14 protein-coding genes are annotated in these 18,957 nt (G+C 65.2%); 7 read left to right on the top strand and 7 right to left on the bottom strand.

Translation table 11 applies throughout. The annotated features are described in order from the left end of the window. Positions 1-334: 334 nt before the first annotated feature. Complete coding sequence (pyc, locus tag NA2_RS10970) at positions 335-3,802, top strand: pyruvate carboxylase (protein ID WP_008596879.1); 3,468 nt, start codon at positions 335-337, stop codon at positions 3,800-3,802. Between the two features lie 83 nt (positions 3,803-3,885). Next, positions 3,886-5,058: an MFS transporter gene (locus NA2_RS10965; protein WP_008596878.1), complete on the top strand. Its 1,173-nt coding sequence runs from the start codon at positions 3,886-3,888 to the stop codon at positions 5,056-5,058. 9 nt (positions 5,059-5,067) lie between these two features. Here the strand turns inward: NA2_RS10965 and NA2_RS21540 are convergent, their stop codons facing one another. From NA2_RS21540 to NA2_RS10950, 3 genes are all read right to left on the bottom strand, one after another. Beyond that, positions 5,068-5,226 (bottom strand): DUF3309 domain-containing protein, encoded by a 159-nt coding sequence (locus tag NA2_RS21540; protein WP_008596877.1) that lies wholly within the window; start codon positions 5,224-5,226, stop codon positions 5,068-5,070. A gap of 149 nt (positions 5,227-5,375) precedes the next feature. Beyond that, positions 5,376-8,540, bottom strand: a complete 3,165-nt coding sequence (locus tag NA2_RS10955) for an efflux RND transporter permease subunit (protein WP_008596876.1) — start codon at positions 8,538-8,540, stop codon at positions 5,376-5,378. A 39-nt stretch (positions 8,541-8,579) separates the two neighbouring features. After that, a complete protein-coding gene (locus tag NA2_RS10950; RefSeq protein ID WP_008596875.1) occupies positions 8,580-9,713 on the bottom strand; it encodes an efflux RND transporter periplasmic adaptor subunit in 1,134 nt (377 codons plus the stop codon). Between NA2_RS10950 and NA2_RS22160 the strand changes: the two genes are divergently transcribed. Both NA2_RS22160 and NA2_RS10945 read left to right on the top strand, forming a co-directional pair. Continuing rightward, on the top strand, positions 9,712-9,993 hold the full coding sequence (locus tag NA2_RS22160; RefSeq protein ID WP_192814174.1) for a hypothetical protein: 282 nt from the start codon (positions 9,712-9,714) through the stop codon (positions 9,991-9,993). The genes NA2_RS10950 and NA2_RS22160 overlap by 2 nt on opposite strands. 21 nt (positions 9,994-10,014) lie before the next feature. Continuing rightward, entirely contained in the window at positions 10,015-10,632 is a 618-nt protein-coding gene (locus NA2_RS10945) for a TetR/AcrR family transcriptional regulator (protein ID WP_008596874.1), read from the top strand. A 9-nt stretch (positions 10,633-10,641) separates the two neighbouring features. Here the strand turns inward: NA2_RS10945 and NA2_RS10940 are convergent, their stop codons facing one another. Next, on the bottom strand, positions 10,642-11,439 hold the full coding sequence (locus NA2_RS10940; protein ID WP_008596873.1) for a 3-hydroxybutyrate dehydrogenase: 798 nt from the start codon (positions 11,437-11,439) through the stop codon (positions 10,642-10,644). A gap of 194 nt (positions 11,440-11,633) precedes the next feature. On the opposite strand from NA2_RS10940, the gene ispG reads away from it, so the two are divergent. Next, positions 11,634-12,881: a flavodoxin-dependent (E)-4-hydroxy-3-methylbut-2-enyl-diphosphate synthase gene (gene ispG, locus NA2_RS10935; RefSeq protein ID WP_008596872.1), complete on the top strand. Its 1,248-nt coding sequence runs from the start codon at positions 11,634-11,636 to the stop codon at positions 12,879-12,881. A gap of 6 nt (positions 12,882-12,887) precedes the next feature. On the opposite strand, the gene NA2_RS10930 is transcribed toward ispG, so the two are convergent. Next, positions 12,888-13,427, bottom strand: coding sequence for a MarR family winged helix-turn-helix transcriptional regulator (locus tag NA2_RS10930; protein ID WP_008596871.1), 540 nt, complete (start codon positions 13,425-13,427; stop codon positions 12,888-12,890). Positions 13,428-13,641: 214 nt separating this feature from the next. On the opposite strand from NA2_RS10930, the gene NA2_RS10925 reads away from it, so the two are divergent. Next, on the top strand, positions 13,642-13,977 hold the full coding sequence (locus NA2_RS10925) for a cupin domain-containing protein (RefSeq protein WP_008596870.1): 336 nt from the start codon (positions 13,642-13,644) through the stop codon (positions 13,975-13,977). Between the two features lie 79 nt (positions 13,978-14,056). On the opposite strand, the gene NA2_RS10920 is transcribed toward NA2_RS10925, so the two are convergent. Next, positions 14,057-16,531 (bottom strand): hybrid sensor histidine kinase/response regulator, encoded by a 2,475-nt coding sequence (locus NA2_RS10920; RefSeq protein WP_008596869.1) that lies wholly within the window; start codon positions 16,529-16,531, stop codon positions 14,057-14,059. A gap of 350 nt (positions 16,532-16,881) precedes the next feature. After that, positions 16,882-17,787 carry a polyprenyl synthetase family protein gene (locus NA2_RS10915; protein WP_051011619.1) on the bottom strand — a complete coding sequence of 302 codons (906 nt, stop codon included), beginning with the start codon at positions 17,785-17,787 and terminating at the stop codon, positions 16,882-16,884. A 437-nt stretch (positions 17,788-18,224) separates the two neighbouring features. Between NA2_RS10915 and mtgA the strand changes: the two genes are divergently transcribed. Next, positions 18,225-18,890, top strand: a complete 666-nt coding sequence (gene mtgA / locus NA2_RS10910; protein WP_008596867.1) for a monofunctional biosynthetic peptidoglycan transglycosylase — start codon at positions 18,225-18,227, stop codon at positions 18,888-18,890. The last annotated feature ends 67 nt before the right edge of the window (positions 18,891-18,957 follow it).

The raw sequence follows: 18,957 nt of genomic DNA, 5'->3' as shown, positions 1-18,957 counted from the left end.
GGGCCGGATGAGGGGCGGGCGCCAACGCGGCAGGAAGGACCGAACACCCAATGCCGCGCATCAACCATCAATGTCGCCGCCCGCCCCTTTCATGTTTGATCTTCAGCATTTGTGAGAAAGAGGCTGTCCCTCATCCCGCGCGGGGGGCGGTGGAACGTTCTGCGGGACCGGACAATCGTGGCCACGAAAGAGCCCATTCGGCTCCCCTAGCGTCAAGAAAGTTTGCACCGCAGCATGGAGCGCGCTAATCATGGCCGGCCGTTTGGCGCGGGGCAGAGATGCGCGTGCCCTCACGGTTCGTCGCAGCTTTCATACTCTTCCCGGAGCATTGCCAGTGCAGATTAGAAAGATCCTCGTCGCAAACCGTTCTGAAATTGCCATCCGCGTCTTCCGAGCCGCCAACGAGCTCGACATCCGAACGGTGGCCATCTGGGCCGAAGAGGACAAGTATTCGCTGCACCGGTTCAAGGCCGACGAATCCTACCAGGTTGGCCGGGGGCCGCATCTCGACCGCGATCTCGGGCCGATCGAGAGCTACCTGTCGATCGAGGAAGTGATCCGCGTCGCCCGACTTTCCGGCGCCGACGCCATTCATCCGGGCTACGGGCTCCTGTCGGAAAGCCCGGAATTCGCCGAGGCCTGCGCCGAAGCCGGCATTACCTTCATCGGCCCGAAGCCCGAAACGATGCGCCGGCTGGGCAACAAGGTGGCTGCGCGCAACCTGGCCATCGATGTCGGCGTGCCGGTCGTGCCCGCGACGGAACCGTTGCCCGACGACATGGTCAAGGTTGCCGGGATGGCCGAGGAGATCGGCTACCCGGTGATGCTGAAGGCATCCTGGGGCGGCGGCGGGCGCGGCATGCGCGCGATCCGCAACGCCAAGGACCTGGCCTCGGAGGTGATGGAGGCAAAGCGCGAGGCGAAGGCCGCCTTCGGCAAGGACGAGGTCTATCTCGAAAAGCTGGTCGAGCGCGCGCGCCACGTCGAAGTGCAGGTGCTGGGCGACACGCACGGCAATGCGGTGCACCTTTTCGAGCGCGACTGCTCGATCCAGCGGCGCAACCAGAAGGTCGTCGAGCGGGCGCCCGCGCCCTATCTCGACGATGCCCGGCGCGCCGAGCTGTGCGGCTACGCGCTGAAGATCGCCGAAGCCACCGACTATGTGGGCGCCGGCACGGTCGAGTTCCTGATGGATGCCGACACGGGCGCCTTCTACTTCATCGAGGTCAATCCGCGCATCCAGGTGGAGCATACGGTGACCGAGGAGGTGACGGGCGTCGATATCGTCAAGGCGCAGATCCACATCCTCGAGGGCGAGAAGATCGGCGATCCGCGCTCCGGCGTGCCGGCGCAGGCCGATGTGCGCCTGAACGGCCATGCGCTCCAGTGCCGTATCACCACCGAGGACCCGGAGCAGAACTTCATTCCCGACTATGGCCGCATCACCGCCTATCGCGGCGCGACCGGCTTCGGCATCCGGCTCGATGGCGGCACGGCCTATTCGGGCGCGGTGATCACCCGCTTCTACGACCCGCTGCTCGAGAAGGTGACGGCCTGGGCGCCGACGCCGCAGGAGGCAATCTCCCGTATGGACCGCGCGCTGCGCGAGTTCCGCATCCGCGGGGTGGCGACGAACCTGACCTTCCTCGAGGCGATCATCGGTCATCCGAAGTTCCGCGATGCCTCCTACACCACGCGGTTCATCGACCAGACACCGGAACTGTTCACGCAGGTGAAGCGGCAGGACCGCGCCACCAAGCTTCTGAACTACCTGGCGGACGTGACGGTCAACGGTCATCCGGAAGCGCGCGGCCGCGCCAAGCCGAATGCAGAAGCGGCAGCCCCGCGTGTGCCTTATCTTGAAGCGCCTATCCCCGATGGCACGAAGCAGAGGCTCGACGCGCTCGGTCCGGAGGGCTTCGCCAAATGGATGCGCGCCGAAAAGCGCACGCTCATCACCGACACGACCATGCGCGACGGTCATCAGTCGCTGCTGGCGACCCGCATGCGAACCTTCGACATGGCACGCATTGCCGGCGTCTATGCGCGTGCCCTGCCGGAATTGTTGTCGCTCGAATGCTGGGGCGGTGCGACATTCGACGTCTCCATGCGCTTTCTCACGGAAGATCCGTGGGAGCGCCTTTCCGTTATCCGCGAAGGGGCGCCGAACCTCCTTCTGCAGATGCTTCTGCGCGGCGCGAATGGCGTCGGCTACACCAATTATCCCGACAATGTGGTGCAGCATTTCGTCAAGCAGGCGGCCGCCGGCGGCATCGACCTGTTCCGCGTCTTCGACTGCCTGAACTGGGTCGAGAACATGCGCGTCGCGATGGACGCCGTGGGTGCGGAAGGCAAGCTGTGCGAGGCGACGATCTGCTATACGGGCGACATCCTCGATCCCGAGCGCGCCAAGTACGATCTTAAATATTATGTGGCCCTGGCCAAGGAACTGGAAGCGGCCGGTGCACACATCATCGCCATCAAGGACATGGCCGGCCTCCTGAAGCCGGCGGCGGCGCGGGTGCTGTTCAAGGCGCTGCGCGAGGCGACGGACCTGCCGCTGCATTTCCACACGCACGACACGTCCGGCATTTCCGCCGCGACGGTGCTCGCCGCCGTGGAGAGCGGCGTCGATGCGGTCGACGCGGCGATGGACGCACTGTCGGGCAACACCTCGCAGCCCTGCCTCGGCTCCATCGTCGAAGCGCTGAAGGGCGACCCGCGCGATACGGGTCTCGACCGCGAATGGGTGCGCCGCGTGTCGTTCTACTGGGAAGCGGTGCGCAACCAGTATGCGGCGTTCGAAAGCGATCTCAAGGGACCGGCATCGGAGGTCTATCTGCACGAGATGCCGGGCGGCCAGTTCACTAACCTGAAGGAGCAGGCCCGGTCCCTCGGGCTGGAGACGCGCTGGCACGAGGTGGCGCGCGCCTATCACGACGTCAACATGATGTTCGGCGACATCGTCAAGGTGACGCCGTCGTCCAAGGTCGTCGGCGACATGGCGCTGATGATGGTCAGCCAGGACCTGACGGTGGCGGATGTCGAGAACCCGGAGAAGGACATCGCCTTCCCGGACTCGGTGGTGTCGATGCTGCGCGGCGATCTGGGGCAGCCGCCTTCCGGCTGGCCGGCGGCGCTGCAGAAGAAGGTCCTGAAGGGCGCTGAGCCGATCACGGTCAGGCCGGGCTCGCTGCTCAAGCCGGCGGACCTTGCGGCGGACCGCAAGGCCGTGGAGGAAAAGCTCGGGCGCAAGATCAGCGAGTTCGAGTTCGCCTCGTCGCTGATGTATCCGAAGGTCTTCGCCGATTTCGCGGCCGCGGCGGAAAATTACGGCCCGGTCAGCGTCCTGCCGACGCCTGTCTATTTCTACGGCATGGAGCCGGAGGACGAGATTCTCGTCGACATCGAACGCGGCAAGACGCTGGTGATCCGCTGTCTGGCCGTGGGCGAGGTGGACGAGAAGGGCATGGTCACCGTGTTCTTCGAGCTGAACGGCCAACCGCGGCGCGTCAAGGTGCCGGACCGGGTGCATGGCGCCTCGGCAGCGGCGGCGCGGCGTAAGGCGGAACCTGGCAACGACGCCCATATGGGCGCGCCGATGCCGGGTGTCGTCTCGACGCTTGCCGTCAAGCCGGGCCAGACCGTGCGGTCCGGCGATGTCGTTCTGTCGATCGAGGCGATGAAGATGGAGACGGCGCTGCATGCCGAACGCGACGGGACGATTGCCGAGGTCCTGGTCAAGGCCGGCGATCAGATCGACGCCAAGGACCTGCTGGTCGTCTTCGAAAGCGGTGATTGACGGAGCGGGTTAAACCGATTTAAATTCGGCGCGACCGAGGCCAGACCGGGCCTGTCGCGCCGTTTTCTTTGCGGAGCCCTTCAATGTCCATCAGCAATGCGGCGCTCGGCCGCTGGGCCGTCGCGGCCTGTTTCTTCGTCAACGGTTTCATGATCGGCAGCTGGGCGCCGCAGATCCCGCTCGTGGCGAGCCGGTTCGGGCTCAGCGAAACGGCGCTCGGCCTGCTGATCCTGGTGTTCGGCTCCGGCGCGGTTCTGGCCATGCCGCTCTGCGGCTATCTGATCGGCCGGTTCGGCTCACGGGCCATCCTGCGCATCACCGCCACGGTCTGTGTCCTCTCCTTCGCCGGACTGGCTTTCGCCACGCAGATCTGGCAGATCGTGGCGGCGCTGGTCCTGTTCGGCGGGTTTCTGGGCGCGATGGATATTTCGATGAATTCCAACGCCGTCGCCGTGGAACGCGGCCTGCGCCGGGCGGTGATGTCGTCGTCGCACGGCTTCTGGAGCCTGGGCGGTTTCGTCGGGGCGGGGGTCGGCGGGCTGCTCATCGAGCGGTTCGGGCATGTCACCCATGTCGGGCTGGTGGTGGCGTTTGCCTTCGCCATCGTCCTCGCCGCCCTGCCTTTCCTGATCGTCGAGAGCCGGCCGGCCGGGCGGGCCGCAGGCGGACGGCGCGGCGGCCTGCCGCGCAATCCGCTCGTCTATCTGACAGGCGTTCTCGCCCTTTTCTGCATGCTTCCGGAGGGGGCCGTGCTCGACTGGGCGGCGCTCTACATGCGGCAGGAGATGGGCGCCGGCATCGCGCAGGCAAGCCTGGCCTATACGGCCTTCTCGGGAACGATGGCGGTGATGCGATTCGCCGGAGACGGGTTGCGGAACCGCCTGGGGGCGGTCCGGACCCTGCGCTATTCGGGCGTGGTGGCCACAATCGGCATGCTCGGCGCGGGGCTCGCGCCGTCGCCGCTGATCGCGGTCGTCGCCTTCGCGCTCGCTGGCCTGGGCATCGCCAACATGGTGCCGATCGTCTTCTCGGCCGCGGGCAACCAGCCCGGCCTTTCACCGGGCGCGGGCATGAGCGTGACGACGACGATCGGCTATTCGGGCATGCTGCTCGCGCCGTCGCTTGTCGGTTTCGTGGCCGAGCGGACGGGTTTCGCGCCGATCTTCATCGCCTTCGCGATCATGCTCGCCATCGTCCTGTCCATGGCGCATCTCGTCCGCTCCGCGGACACGATCGCCGCGCAACCTGCCGAGTGAGAGGCCGGATCAGATCCGGCCCATCAACATCAGGATCAGCACGATCACCAAGACCAGCCCGAGGATGCCGGAGGGGCCATAGCCCCAGCCGCGTGAATGAGGCCAGGCGGGGAAAGCGCCGAGCAAGACAAGGATGAGGATGATGATGAGGATCGTCCCAAGCGACATGATGTTGTCCTCGCACGGTTGAACTGTACGGGATCAACGTGCCGGACGGGACTGGGTTCCCGCCAAAGAAAACGGGCCGGAGGTTTCGGCGAACCCCCGGCCCGTTTCGTCCTTACTGGCATGCGCGCGCCGCGCCCGCCCGGCCGATGCTACTCCGCAGCGTTGGGATAGGCGCTGGAGGGCAGGTCGACATTGTCGGCGACGGGCTCCTCCTTCTTCTCCTTGCGACGGAACAGGCGCGCCAGCAGGCTGCGCCGCTTGGCGCCGGCGGGCAGCGTCTCGCGGGTGAAGATCATCAGCGCCGCCGGCGTGACGATGAGCGTCAGCAGCGTGGCGAAGGACAGGCCGTAGACGATGGCGCCGGACAAGGCGATCCACCACTGGGTCGACGGCGCACCGATGGTCACCGTGTGATGGAAGAGTTCCAGACCGAAGCCGAAGGCGATCGGCAGAACGCCAAGCACCGCCGAGATCGCCGTCAGCATGACCGGCCGCGCGCGCTCGCGGCAGGTCTGCAGGATCGCTTCCTGCTTCTTCCAGCCCTCGCGGCGCAGACGATCATAGGTGTCGATCAGCACGATGTTGTTGTTGACCACCACGCCGGCTAGCGCGATCACGCCGATGCCCGACATGACGATGCCGAAGGGCTGTCCCGTGATCAGCAGGCCGAGGAACACACCGATGGTCGCCATGACCACGGTCATCAGCACGAGGAAGACGCTGGTGAACTTGTTGAACTGCGCCAGCAGCACGACGAAGATCAGGAAGATCGCGGCGCCGAAGGCTTTCGACAGGAAGGCGCTCGCCTCCTCGCTTTCCTCGTTGGAGCCGGCGAGCTTCCAGCGCGTGGCGCCGAGATCCATGTCGTTCAGGGCCTGGTTCACATTGGCCTGGACCGCCGCCACCTGGAAGCCGCTGGCGACGTTGGCGCTGACGACGATGGTGCGCATCCCGTCGATCCGGTTGAGCGTGCCGGTCGCACGCTCCGGTTCGCGGGTCATGAAGTTGGAGATCGGCACCGGACCGTTGGCGGTCTGCACGCGCAGCTGGTCGAGCGTCGACAGGGTGCGACGGTCTTCCGGCAGGCGCAGGCGGATGTCCACGGCGTCGTCCACCCCGGCTGGTCGGTACTCGGAGAGCTTCAGGCCGGTGGTGACGAGCTGGACCACGGTGCCGACGGAGACCGGGCTGATGCCGTACTGGGCGGCCTTGGCGCGATCCACCTTGATCGCCCAGTCGATGCCGGGCGGCGGCAGGCCGTCGCCGACATCGATGACGCCTGGGATGTCCGAGATGGCCTTGGCGACGGCGGCCGCCTGGTCACCGAGGCCGGCGGGATCCGTGGCGGACAGGCGGATCTGGATGGCCTGGCCGGTCGGCGGCCCGGCATCGGGCACCCGAACCTCGACCTCGACGCCGGGCGTGCCGGCAAGCTCGGCGCGCAGATCGTTGAGGATCTCGCTGGCCGGCGCACGCTCGCGCCAGTCGACGAACTCGTACTGGATGACGCCGATCACGTCCTCGTCGATGTCCTGGCCGCCGCCGCGCGTCTTGCCGACGCGGGTGTAGACGGATTCGATCCCGGGCCAGTTGAGGAGCTTGTCCTCGGCCGGCTTCACCAGGCGATCCATCTCGTCGAGCGAGAGGTTGCCGCGCGCGTGCACGTACATCAGGCCGTATTCGGGTTCGACGTTGGGGAAGAACTCCACGCCGGCGCCGTACTGCGAGTAGCTGTAGATGATGCCGCCCAGAAGACCGATGGTCAGAACGATCACCGTCTTGGGGAAGCGCACCGCCTGCTTGACCAGGCCCATGTACCAGCCGTCCGGCTTCGGTTTCTCCTCCACATGCGCCTTGGCGAAGATCGCGCCCAGCGTGGGGGTGAAGATCAGGGCATAGATCATCGACGCCGAGAGGGTGACGATCAGCGTGATCGGCAGATATTTCATGAACTCGCCGACGATGCCCGGCCAGAACAGGAGGGGCGAGAAGGCGGCGACACGGGTCATGGTGGCTGCGATCACCGGGCCGGCCATGCGCTTGGCGGCCAGTTCGTAGGCCTGCACCTTGTCCATGCCCTCGGACATGCGCCGTTCGGCGAACTCGGTGACGATGATCGCGTCGTCGACGAGCATGCCGACCGCCAGGATGAGGCTGAACAGCACCACCATGTTGACGGTGAACCCGCCCAGCGAAAGCGCGTAGATGCCCATCAGGAACGAGGCGGGAACGGCAAGGCCGATCAGCAGCGAGGCGCGCCCCGAGAGCGTGTAGAGCACGACGATGAAGACGAGGATGACGGCGATCAGAACATGGTTCTGCAGCTCGCTCAGCATGTCCCGGATCATCACCGACTTGTCCTGGCTGTAGGACACGGTGATCTCGGCCTTGCTGTTCTCCTCGAACTCCTTGGCGGCGGCTTTGACGGCGTCGACGGTCTCGACCAGATTGGAGCCGACGCGCTTCTTCACTTCGATGGCGATGGCCTTCTTGCCGTTCAGGCGGGTCACGCTCTGCGCATCGGCGAAGGTCGAGCGGATTCCGGCAAGATCCCTCGCGCGGACCACGGCGTTGGGGCTCGAGACGACCGGCAGGTTGGCGACGTCCTCGACCGTCTCGATGAGCGACGGCACTTTGACGGCATAGCGTCCGTCCTGGCCCTCGAGCTCGCCGGCCGCCACCAGGCTGTTGGATGCGCCGACGGCGCTGATCAGCTGGTCGAGCTGGAGGCCATAGGAAGAGAGCTTCATCGGGTCGATCAGGATTTCGACCAGCTCGTCGCGCGAGCCCTGCAGCGTGCCTTCCAGAACGCCGGGGATCTCCTCGATGCGGTCGCGCAGTTCGCGCGCTGATGCCGACAGGACGCGTTCGGGCACGTTGCCGGCCAGCGTCACCACCAGAATCGGGAATTCGGAGATGTTCACCTCGTGCACGGACGGTTCGTCGGCGCTCTGCGGTAGCTCGCCGCGCGCGTCGGCCACCTTGGCGCGGACGTCCTCAATGGCGTTGGAGAAGTCGTAACCCGCCTGGAATTCAACCAGGACGAAGCCGCCGCCCTGATAGGCGGCCGAGCGCATCTCCTTGACGCCTTCCAGGCTCTTCAGCCGTGTCTCGATCGGCCGTAAGAGGAGGCGCTCGGAATCTTCCGGCGAAATGCCCTGATAGCTCAGGCTGACATAGATGATCGGGATAGGAACGTCCGGTTCGGCTTCCTTCGGAATGTTGACGTAGGCAAGCGCGCCGGCGACAACGAAGAACAGCAGAATGGAGAGCGTGAGCCTGGCGTTCTGGATTGCGATACGGACGATATCCATCTGGATTCCTATCGTGGGTCGCTGGTCGCGCGCTTGGGGCTAGTTGAGGTCGGAGGCGAGCGTCTTCGCCAGCTCCTGGATCAGTTTCTCATCCGCGGGCTGCGCCGTCACGGCATCGCCCTCGGCGACGAGGTCCTGTCCCGAAACGATGATGCGGGCGTCGGCCGGAATGCCGGCGAGATAAAGGGCCTTGGGCGTGTCGTCGACGAGATCGATGGGATAGAAGACGACCTTGCTCTCGGCGTCCACGGCGCGGACGCCGAGTTCCCCATCCTGATTGAGGGTCACGACCGAACGCGGCAGGGCAACCGCCTCGACCGGCTCCGCATGGATGTCGATCTCGGCGGTCATGCCGGCAGGGATGGCCCCGTCGGGATTGGGGATCGCCACCTCGACGCGGAAGGTGCGGGTCTGCTCCGATGCCTCACGGCTGACGAAGCGTACCTTGCCGTTCACGGTCTGGCCGTTGACGAGGCGCACGTCGGCCTGGTCGTCGGGGTCGACGGAGGCGAGATCGTGCTCGCTCACTTCGCCGACGGCGATCACCGGATCGAGCTTGAGAAGCGTCGCCACCTCGGCCCCCTGAGCGATGGAGGAACCGAGTTCCACGTCGACCCGGTCGATCACGCCGTCGAACGGCGCGATCACCGTGATGCGGGCGAGCTCGGCCTCAGCCGCCTCGAGCTGCGAGCGGGCGGTCGCCAGCGCCGAACGGGCGCTGTCGAGCTGCAGGCGCGCGAGATTGCCGGTCTTGGCAAGCCTGTTTGCCGCCTCAGACTCGGCTTCGCGCTGGGCCAGAACCTGGCGGGCGGTCTCGACGGCCGCTTCCTTGCCCTCGGTCTCGAGGCGCAGGATCAGGTCGCCGCTGCGCACCCGCTGTCCCTTGGAGACCGGGAGTTCGGTGATGATGCCGCCGGAGCGGGAGGCGAGCGCCGTGCGCTTGTCGGCGGATGTCAGACCCGAAATGCGGATGGTGCGGGAGTGATCCATGCGCGGCGGTGTCGCCACGACCACCACCTGCGCGGCGGCCGGAGCATTTTCCGGCCTGTCGGCGATGGTCTGTGCTTCCTCGCTGGCGCTGCCGACGGAGGAGAATTCTCCGGTGGCGATCCAGGCCGCGGTCGCAACCAGGACGGCGATGGCGGCAATTTTGTGGAACCTTATCTTCGGCATGTCATTTTCCGGTGCGGTGGAATCGGCCTGTCGATCAGGGATCGGCGCGATATGGGAATGCGGCGCTCAGTATTCAATCAGCAGTGGTGCGCTTTTCTGCAAAACACGCCCGTATATCCCAAGCCTGCGTGGCAAAAAAGCCGAACGTAATACACTCCTGACATCAACGATCTTTGTTGTTGTATTGAGTCGGCTTGCGCGCACAAAAAGCCCGTCGAAGGCGGGCCGGCGCGCAGGGCGACGACATATTGACAAAATCCGTTTTTTTGTCAACTTCTGAAGTGAAGGTAGATTGTATCCAATGATGAACCTGGCCGCTGACAGCACGATTGACCCAAAAAGGGGGCGCATCCTCGATGGCGCCATGCAGGTTTTTCTTGCCTACGGCTTTGCCCGCACTACGATGGACGACATTGCGCGCGCCGCCGAAGTCTCGCGGCCGACGCTTTATCTTCAGTTTCGCAACAAGGCCGACATCTTCCGCGCCATCGGCGCGGCCATTCTCACGCGGTCTCTGGCAGACGCACGGGCAGGACTGGACGGCAAAGGGACGTTCGGCGAGCGGCTGATGACCGCGCTCGACCGCGCGCTGTTCGGCCTGATGGAGATGATCGACAAGTCGGCGCACGGCGAGGAGATCCTCGACATGGAGAACAAGATCGCCTCGGACATCATCGCCGAATGGCGGGAAGGTCTTGCGGAGGCCGTCGAGAAGGCGGTTTCGGAGGAAGCCGGCCGCACTGGCGCCGATCTGGAGCGGCTCGGCCTGTCGTCGCGGGCGCTCACGGAGGTCCTGCTCGACGGCATCGAAGGCATGCGCGTGCGCCGCATCTGCGGCAAGCCGGCCATAGAGGGCGCCCGGCGCCTGATCATCCTGATGGAGATCGCCCTGACCGCGGCGCGGCCCGGAAACCGCTGAGGTCGGCCCCTATTGCGCCGTCCACCCGCCATCCATCGGAAGCGCGGCGCCCGTGATCTGCGCGGCGTGATCCGAGCAAAGGAAGGTGACGAAGCCGCCCACCTCATCGACGGTGACGAATGTGCGGGTCGGCTGACGGGCGAGCATCACCTCGCGCACCACCGTGTCGCGATCCATTCCGTGCACCTTCATCTGGTCGGGAATCTGCGCCTCGACGAGCGGCGTCAGCACATAGCCGGGGCAGATGGCGTTGCAGGTGATCCGGTCGTCCGCCAGTTCGAGCGCCACGGTCTTCGTCAGGCCGACCACGCCATGCTTCGCCGCGACATAGGCGGCCTTGAAGGGCGATGCGCGCAGGCCGTGCGCCGAGGCGATGTTGACGATGCGGCCCCAGCCCGCCCGCTTCATGTGCGGGATCGCGGCGGCGATGGTGTGGAACGCCGATGACAGGTTGATTGCCAGGATGGCGTTCCACCGGTCGGTCGGGAACGCCTCGACCGGCGCCACATGCTGGATGCCGGCATTGTTGACCAGGATGTCGACGCCGCCGAAGCGCCGCGCCGTCTCCTCGACGAGCGCTCGGCAGGCTTCGGGCACCGCCATGTCGGCGCAGACATAGGCGGCTTCAACCCCATGCCGGGCCGCGAGGGCGCTTGCCAGGGCGTGATCCGCCGGATCGTCGGTGAACGCGTTGAGCACGACGTTGCAACCGCCGGCGGCGAGGGCCTCGGCGACGCCCAGGCCGATGCCGGATGTCGAGCCTGTGACGATGGCGGTCTTGCTGGCGGTTGACGGTGCAGCGCTCATGTGGTCCTCGGCGTCTGGAGATGTTATGCTGCGACGCAGCAGAACGGCGGCGCGGCGGTCTGTCAAGCGCGTTGCGGCGTCGCAATCGGTCGTCGCGGCATTGACATTCGGGCCGTGCTCGGCCACGTCAGGCCCGACGCGGTTGAAATCGGGACAGTTCCCCCATGACCGGAACCTTCACGGCCAGCAAGTCCATGAGCGGCTATTTTTCATCGCCCTTTCCACGGCGCGATGCCGTCGGCGTTGCGGTCGCGAACGTCATCGTCGGCGGGGATGCGCCGGTCGTCGTGCAATCGATGACCAATACGGACACGGCCGATGTGGACCGGACGGTGGCCCAGGTCGCGGCGCTGCACCGGGCGGGCTCCGAGCTGGTGCGCATCACGGTCGACCGGGACGAGGCCGCGGCGGCAGTGCCGAAGATCCGCGAACGGCTGGAACGCGTCGGCATCTTCGTGCCGCTGATCGGCGACTTCCATTATATCGGGCACAAGCTGCTGGCGGATCATCCGGCCTGCGCCGAGGCTCTGGCGAAGTACCGGATCAATCCGGGTAATGTCGGCTTCAAGGACAAGAAGGACAAGCAGTTCGCCGCCATCATCGAGACGGCGATCAAGTACGACAAGCCGGTGCGCATCGGCGTCAACTGGGGATCGCTGGACCAGGAGCTGCTGACGCATCTCATGGACGACAATCAGGCGAACGGCTCGCCGATGACCGCCCAGGAGGTGACGCGCGAGGCCATCGTGCAGTCGGCGCTGCTTTCGGCAGAGCTGGCCGAGGAGATCGGTCTCGGGCGCGACCGCATCATCCTGTCCGCCAAGGTCAGCCAGGTGCAGGACCTGATCGCGGTCTACACGGAACTCGCCCGGCGCTCGAACCACGCGCTGCATCTGGGGCTGACCGAGGCCGGCATGGGCACCAAGGGTATCGTCGCATCCTCGGCGGCGATGGGCATTCTGCTGCAGCAGGGCATCGGCGACACGATCCGCATCTCCCTGACGCCTGAGCCGGGCGGCGACCGCAGCCGCGAGGTGCAGGTGGCGCAGGAGCTGCTGCAGACGATGGGTTTTCGGCAGTTCGTCCCCGTGGTGGCAGCCTGTCCGGGTTGCGGCCGCACGACATCCACGGTGTTCCAGGAGCTGGCGCAGAAGATCGAGGCCGACCTGCGCAAGAACATGCCGGTCTGGCGCAAGAAATACCCCGGCGTCGAGGCGCTGAAGGTCGCGGTGATGGGCTGCATCGTCAACGGGCCGGGCGAATCGAAGCATGCCGATATCGGCATCTCGCTGCCCGGCACCGGCGAGACCCCGGCGGCACCGGTCTTCATCGACGGCAAGAAGGCCGCGACCCTGCGCGGCGCGGACATCGCCGAGGATTTTGAAAAAATGGTCGGCGAATATATTGAAAAGCGGTTCGCGCGGCGCACGGCCGCCGAATAGGCGCCGTCAGCTGTTCTTCTCCGAGAGCCGGTCGCCAAGCATCAGCGTCAATTCCCTCAGCAGTCCCGCCAGGGCTTCCCGGCGCGCCGGGTCCATGCCGGCCAACAGATCCGCCTCGCCGGCCATGTCGGCGCGGAACGCCGCCTCGGCGCGCTCCCGGCCCGCCTGGGTGAGGGCGACGATCATGCTGCGGCCGTCGTCGGGCGATGGCAGGCGCTCGATCAGTCCGGCCTTTCCCAGGCGCCCGAGGCGATGGGTGAGGCCACCGGACGAGATCATCAGCGATGTGTAGAGCTCCGTGGGAGTGAGGCGGTAAGGCGGTCCCGCGCGGCGCAGCGTCGCGATGACGTCGAATTCGCCGCGATCCAGCCCGAACCCTGCAAATGTTGCTTCTATGCCGGGGCGAACCAGATTGGATAGGCGGTAGATGCGGCCGAGAACGGTCATCGGCATCGTGTCGAGATCGGGCAGCTCGCGCGCCCACTGGTCGCGCAGGCGGTCGACGTGATCCTCGCGGGTTCGCTCGGGGACGTCCTTGTCTGGCATGGAAATCTCCTGGGCCTATGTATCTTGACATCAAGATAAAATGGACTATATCTTTGTGTCAAGATATATTGCCCTTGCCGGAGGCTCCGGTTGCATGCCTGGCGGAGATTTTCCCTTGATCGGGTGGTGTCCGCAGATGTGCGGGAGGGCAATGTGATGGAGCAGCGGAGCGTTCCGCGAACCGACCCACCGGTCGAGGATTGAGGAGAGGAAGATGTACCAGGTGCTACGCCGCAGCGAGCAGAAGCCAAGCGTCAACCGGACGATCGCTTTCGAGGGCGAACCTTACGGCAGCGATGTCTCTCTGTTCCTGATGGACAGTCCGCCCGGCCATGGCCCCGTTCTGCACCGCCACCCCTATTCGGAAACCTGGGTGGTCCGCTCCGGGGAAGCCGAATTCACCGTCGATGGCGAGACGACCCGCGCGGGGCCGGGCGACATCGTTGTGGTCGGCGCGCAGATTCCGCATCGTTTCGTGAATGTGGGCGAAGGGCGTCTGGACATGGTCTGCATCCACGCGTCTGAACGCTTCATCCAGGAAGACCTTTAGCCGGGACCGCGCGGCACGATCCCGATCGGCTTTCTACGCAGGCCGAATTCCAGATAGTTGATAGCCAGGAACCAATCAGTCAGGCGGTCGCGGCCAGTTTCTCGTCGCTCATCCAGCGTTCGATCATGTCGGCCAGCTTCTGCGGCGAGATGGGCTTCGACAGATAGTCGTCCATGCCGGCGTCCAGGCATTTCTCGCGATCGCCCTTCAGCGCATGCGCCGTGATGCCGATGATCGGCGTGTGATCGCCGGTCGCGGCTTCCGTCTGGCGGATCGCGCCTGTCGCCTCATAGCCGTTCATCTCCGGCATGGAGACGTCCATCAGCATGATCTTCGGCCGGAATGCGCGATGCATCTCGACCGCCGTCTTGCCGTTTCCGGCAATGCGATAGCGCAGGCCAAGACCGTCGAGCACCTGGCTGAAGACGAGCTGATTGACCTCGTTGTCCTCGGCGACGAGGACATCCAGCCCTTCGCCCCGCTGGCTCCGCGAACTCGACAGGCCGCGCTCGACGGCGTTGGAGAGGCGCGTCTGCGCCGGCCGCAGTTGAATGGGCTGCGGCGCCGGCATGTCGCTGCCGGCGCGGGCGGCCTGCATCACGGAAACGATGGTTTCGAGCAGGGCGGACGAGCGGGTGGGCTTGTTGAGCTGCGCGGCGATGCCGCATTCCATGGCCAGACGGCTGGTGTCGGCCTGGTCGACCGAGGTCAGCAGCACGAGCGGGATGTCTGCGGTGGCGGGGTTGGCCTTGATGCGCTTGGCGACATCGGCGCCGTTCATGTCCGGCATCTGATAGTCGAGGATGACGCAATCGACCCGCGCATCGAGCTGAACCGAGCGTTCGAGGAACGCCAGTCCCACGGCGCCGCTTTCCGCGGCGGCGCATTCGAAGCCCCAGCTCTTCAGCTGTTCGAGCAGGATCTCGCGGTTGATCGGGTTGTCGTCGATGACGAAGACACGGGAGCCGGAAACGTCGATCGGGGCGGTCTTGGGCGTGCAGTTGGCGTGATCCACCTCGAGGGGGATCGTGAAGGCAAAGGTCGAACCCTTACCGATCTCGCTCTTCGCCTGCATCGAACCGCCCATCAGCTCGACCAGCCGGGAGGCGATCGCCAGGCCGAGGCCGGTGCCTTCATGGCGGCGGGTCGAGGAGGAATCCACCTGGGCGAATTTTTCGAACACCACATCCAGCTTGTCCTGCGGGATGCCGATGCCGGTATCCTCGACACTGATCGTGACCAGCGCGGAGCCGTCCCTGACCGTGCCCGAAACGTCGATCAGGACATGGCCGCGCTCGGTGAACTTGACGGCGTTGCCGACGAGGTTCGTGGCCACCTGCCGGAAGCGGCCGACATCGCCGATGAAGGAGAGCGGCAGGTCGGGGTCGACGCGGACGATCAGCTCCAGATCCTTTTCCGCCACCCGCGTCGAGACCAGGGCGGCCACATCCTCGATCGCCTCGCCCAGCTTGAATGGGGCGGTGTCGAGCTTCAACTGGCCCGCGTCGATCTTCGAGAAATCCAGAATGTCGTTGATGATGGTCAGCAGCGCGGTGCCGGACTTGACGATGACATCGACGAACATCGCCTGACGCTGGTCGAGATTGGTGCGTGCCAGGAGTTCGGCCATGCCCATCACGCCGTTCATCGGCGTGCGGATCTCATGGCTCATATTCGCCAGGAATTCCGACTTGGTCCGGTCGGCCGACTGGGCCTTGATCTTCTCGGACGCCAGGGAAATGTTGGCGTCATGCAGGTCCTGATGCGCTTTCGACACGCGGTTCATCATCGGCACGAAGACACGTCCGGCAATCAGCAGACAGGCGGAGACGATGGCCAGCGAGACGCCCAGAAGTCCCCATTGCAGCGTGCCATAGGTGCCGATCACTTCCTTGTGGAGCGAATCCGATATGCGCTTCAGCTCCGGGCGCACCTGATTGTTGGCCAGGGTCTGGAGCTCGTTGAAGACGCGCCGCGCGGCGCTGCTTCCGTAGTCGGTGAAGACATCGAGCCTGTTGGCGAGCGAGACGACGTCGCGGATCTGCAGGCGCAGGGAGGTTCCGTTGGCTTCGCCCAGCCAGATATCGCGAACCGAGTCCGGAACGTTGCTGAGCGTGATGCCGGTGATCAGGGGAGCAGCGGCCTCGCTGCCGGCGGTCGCCGTTGCCGCGCCCTCCTCATGGGTGATCCGTCGGCTCTCCAGCGTGGAGACCTCGCCCTGCGTGGCGATCTCCAGCGTGTTGTAAGCGGCTTCCAGGCGCAGCAACGCTGTCTTGAGTTCTTCGGGATCGAGTGCAGGACCGGTATCCGCGCCGTTGTCCTTCAGGCTGGCCTGTTCAAGACGCAGTGCATTGTGGATCACATCATTGGTTGCATCGGCCATGTAGCCGACGACGGCGCCGAAACGCGCCTGATTCTTCGTCGCCTGTATCTGCCAAAGCAAAAAACCGGTGCCAACTGCCACCGTTACAACGAAACCAACGATCACCGCGATAAGCCGGCCGCGCATATATTGCTGCGTTACCACCGAAGACATGTCATTTCCCGAAGCCATCCCCAATTCCGTAAGAATTGATGATCGGGATTAATGCGTGATTAACAGTAATCGCATGATCAAAAAATCAGGGAAAAAATTAGTTCTGAAAGCGACCGAATTCGGCGCTGGACCGGCCGAAACCGGGGCGGGCGGGCCTTCTGGGGCCTTGGAACATCGGCCGAAAAGTGGACTCGGGTCTTCGGTCATACCGATGCTCCATTGATGATCTGGGTCGTCCATTGCGCGTCCGAAAGGACGCATGGGATCTAGACCCATTCGACGTTTCACTGAAGCGTTGAATGGGGCTATCTCTTTGTTTCTCCGCGTTTATACGGACCTCAGGTGATGCCACCTGACTGCAAAGCGCTTTAGTTCTGGCGTTCCGCGACGAAGCGGGCGGCCTGGCGCAACCCCTCGGCCGCTTCGCCGAACGGCGCGAGAATGTCTTCCGCCTGGGCCACCAGGCCGCGCAGCTGAAGCCGGGTCCAGTCGACGCCGTGCAGGCTTGCCAGCGTCGCCTTGCCGGCTGCGGCATCCTTGCCCGTCGCCTTGCCCATCGCCTCGCTGCTGGCGGTGAGGTCCAGGAGATCGTCGGCAAGCTGGAATGCCAGGCCGATCGCCGCGCCGAATTCGCCCAGCCTTTCGCGGTCGGCGCCGCCGGCATCGCCGATGATGGCGCCCGCCTCGCAGGCGTAGCGGATCAGCGCGCCAGTCTTCATCGCCTGCAGGCGCAGAATGTCTTCCTCGGCGAGTTGGGTGCCCTCGGCGGCGAGGTCGAGCGCCTGACCGCCGGCCATGCCGCCGATGCCGGCGGCACGCGCCAGGCCGGTGACGAGTGCCAGCCGGGCTTCCGCCGGCAATGCCGTCTCCGGCGCGCTGACGATGTCGAACGCATAGGTCAGCAGGCTGTCGCCGGCCAGGATCGCGGTCGCCTCGTCGAAGGCGCGATGCACGGTCGGCTGCCCCCGGCGCAGGTCGTCGTCGTCCATGGCCGGCAGGTCGTCGTGGACCAGCGAATAGCAATGAACACATTCGAGCGCCGCGGCGACGCGCAACGCCGCTGTTCCGCCGGCATCGAAAAGACGCGCGGTTTCAAGGATGAGGAAGGGCCTCAGACGCTTGCCGCCGTTGAGCACGCCGTGGCGCATCGCCTCGAGCAGGCGGGCGGGGCGGGCGATCTCGCCTTCCAGGGCGCGCGCATCGAGCAGACGCCGCAGTTCTGCCTCGACCATCTCGGCGCCGACGGCGAGCTTGACTTCGAAGGGGGGGATCATCTTCTCTTCCATGGGCGGACGGATGAAGGCAAAGCGGGTTCGGGTCAAGTCCGATATGCTTCGCCATTGCACGCCGGGCCGACGGAGGTTGGAGCGCCGTGCGTCCTTTCGGACGTACAAAGGACGATTTAGATTATTGATGGAGCATCGGAGCAACCGAAAACCGGTTTCCACTTTTCGGTCCGATGCATTAGATCGCCGTGCGTCCTTCCGGACGCACAAAGGACGATCTAGATTATTTGTGGAGCATCGGAGCAACCGAAAACTGGTTTCCACTTTTCGGTCCGATGCTCTATGCGAAAGGCTCATTTCGAGGCGATCGGTCACATGCGGGGAACGGCGTGAGCGGGCCGTTTCCGGATTCTGAAAGGCGACAGGCGGTGAAGAGAGGGCGTCCAGGCGGTCGAGGCAAGGTCCTCCGGCGCGGTTTTCCGCGCTTGCTGAGGCGCGCCCTGGCGATCCTGATCCTGCTGGCGATGCTGCCGTTCGGATTGACCCTTCTTTATACCGTGCCGGCGGTTCACCCGATATCCACGCTGATGGTGAAGGACCTGGCAACCCTGACGGGCTATGATCGCCGCTGGACATCGCTCGACGCGATGGGGCCGCTGATCCAGCATTCAGTGATGATGTCGGAGGATGGCCAGTTCTGCGCCCATTCGGGGATCGACTGGGCGGCACTGAACACGGTGATCAACGACGCCCTGTCCGGGGAGGCCGCCCGCGGAGCCTCCACAATCCCGATGCAGACGGCGAAGAACCTGTTCCTCTGGCAGGGGCGCTCCTTCGTCCGCAAGGCAATGGAACTGCCGCTGGCGCTGTTTCTCGACACGGTTCTGTCCAAGCGGCGGGTGATGGAGATCTATCTCAACATCGCCGAATGGGGCCCGAACATCTACGGGGCCGAGGCGGCCGCGCGACACTATTTCGGCCGGCCGGCCAGCGAATTGACGCGCCGCCAGGCGGCGCTGCTCGCGGTCGCCCTGCCCAATCCGCTGGAGCGCAATCCGGCCAAGCCCTCGCGGGGGCTGAACCGCCTGGCGGCCAACATCGAACGCAGGGCGCTCAAGGCCGGCGGCTATGTCGGCTGCCTCGAGCCGTGACCGGCCGCAGCGGCGCGAAAAAAAGCCGGCCCCCACTGGCCAAGAGCCGATTTGCCGTGTATAGGCA

Source organism: Nitratireductor pacificus pht-3B, assembly GCF_000300335.1.
In the GTDB taxonomy this organism is placed as follows: domain Bacteria; phylum Pseudomonadota; class Alphaproteobacteria; order Rhizobiales; family Rhizobiaceae; genus Nitratireductor; species Nitratireductor pacificus.
This window is presented reverse-complemented; position numbering and strand designations above follow the sequence as displayed.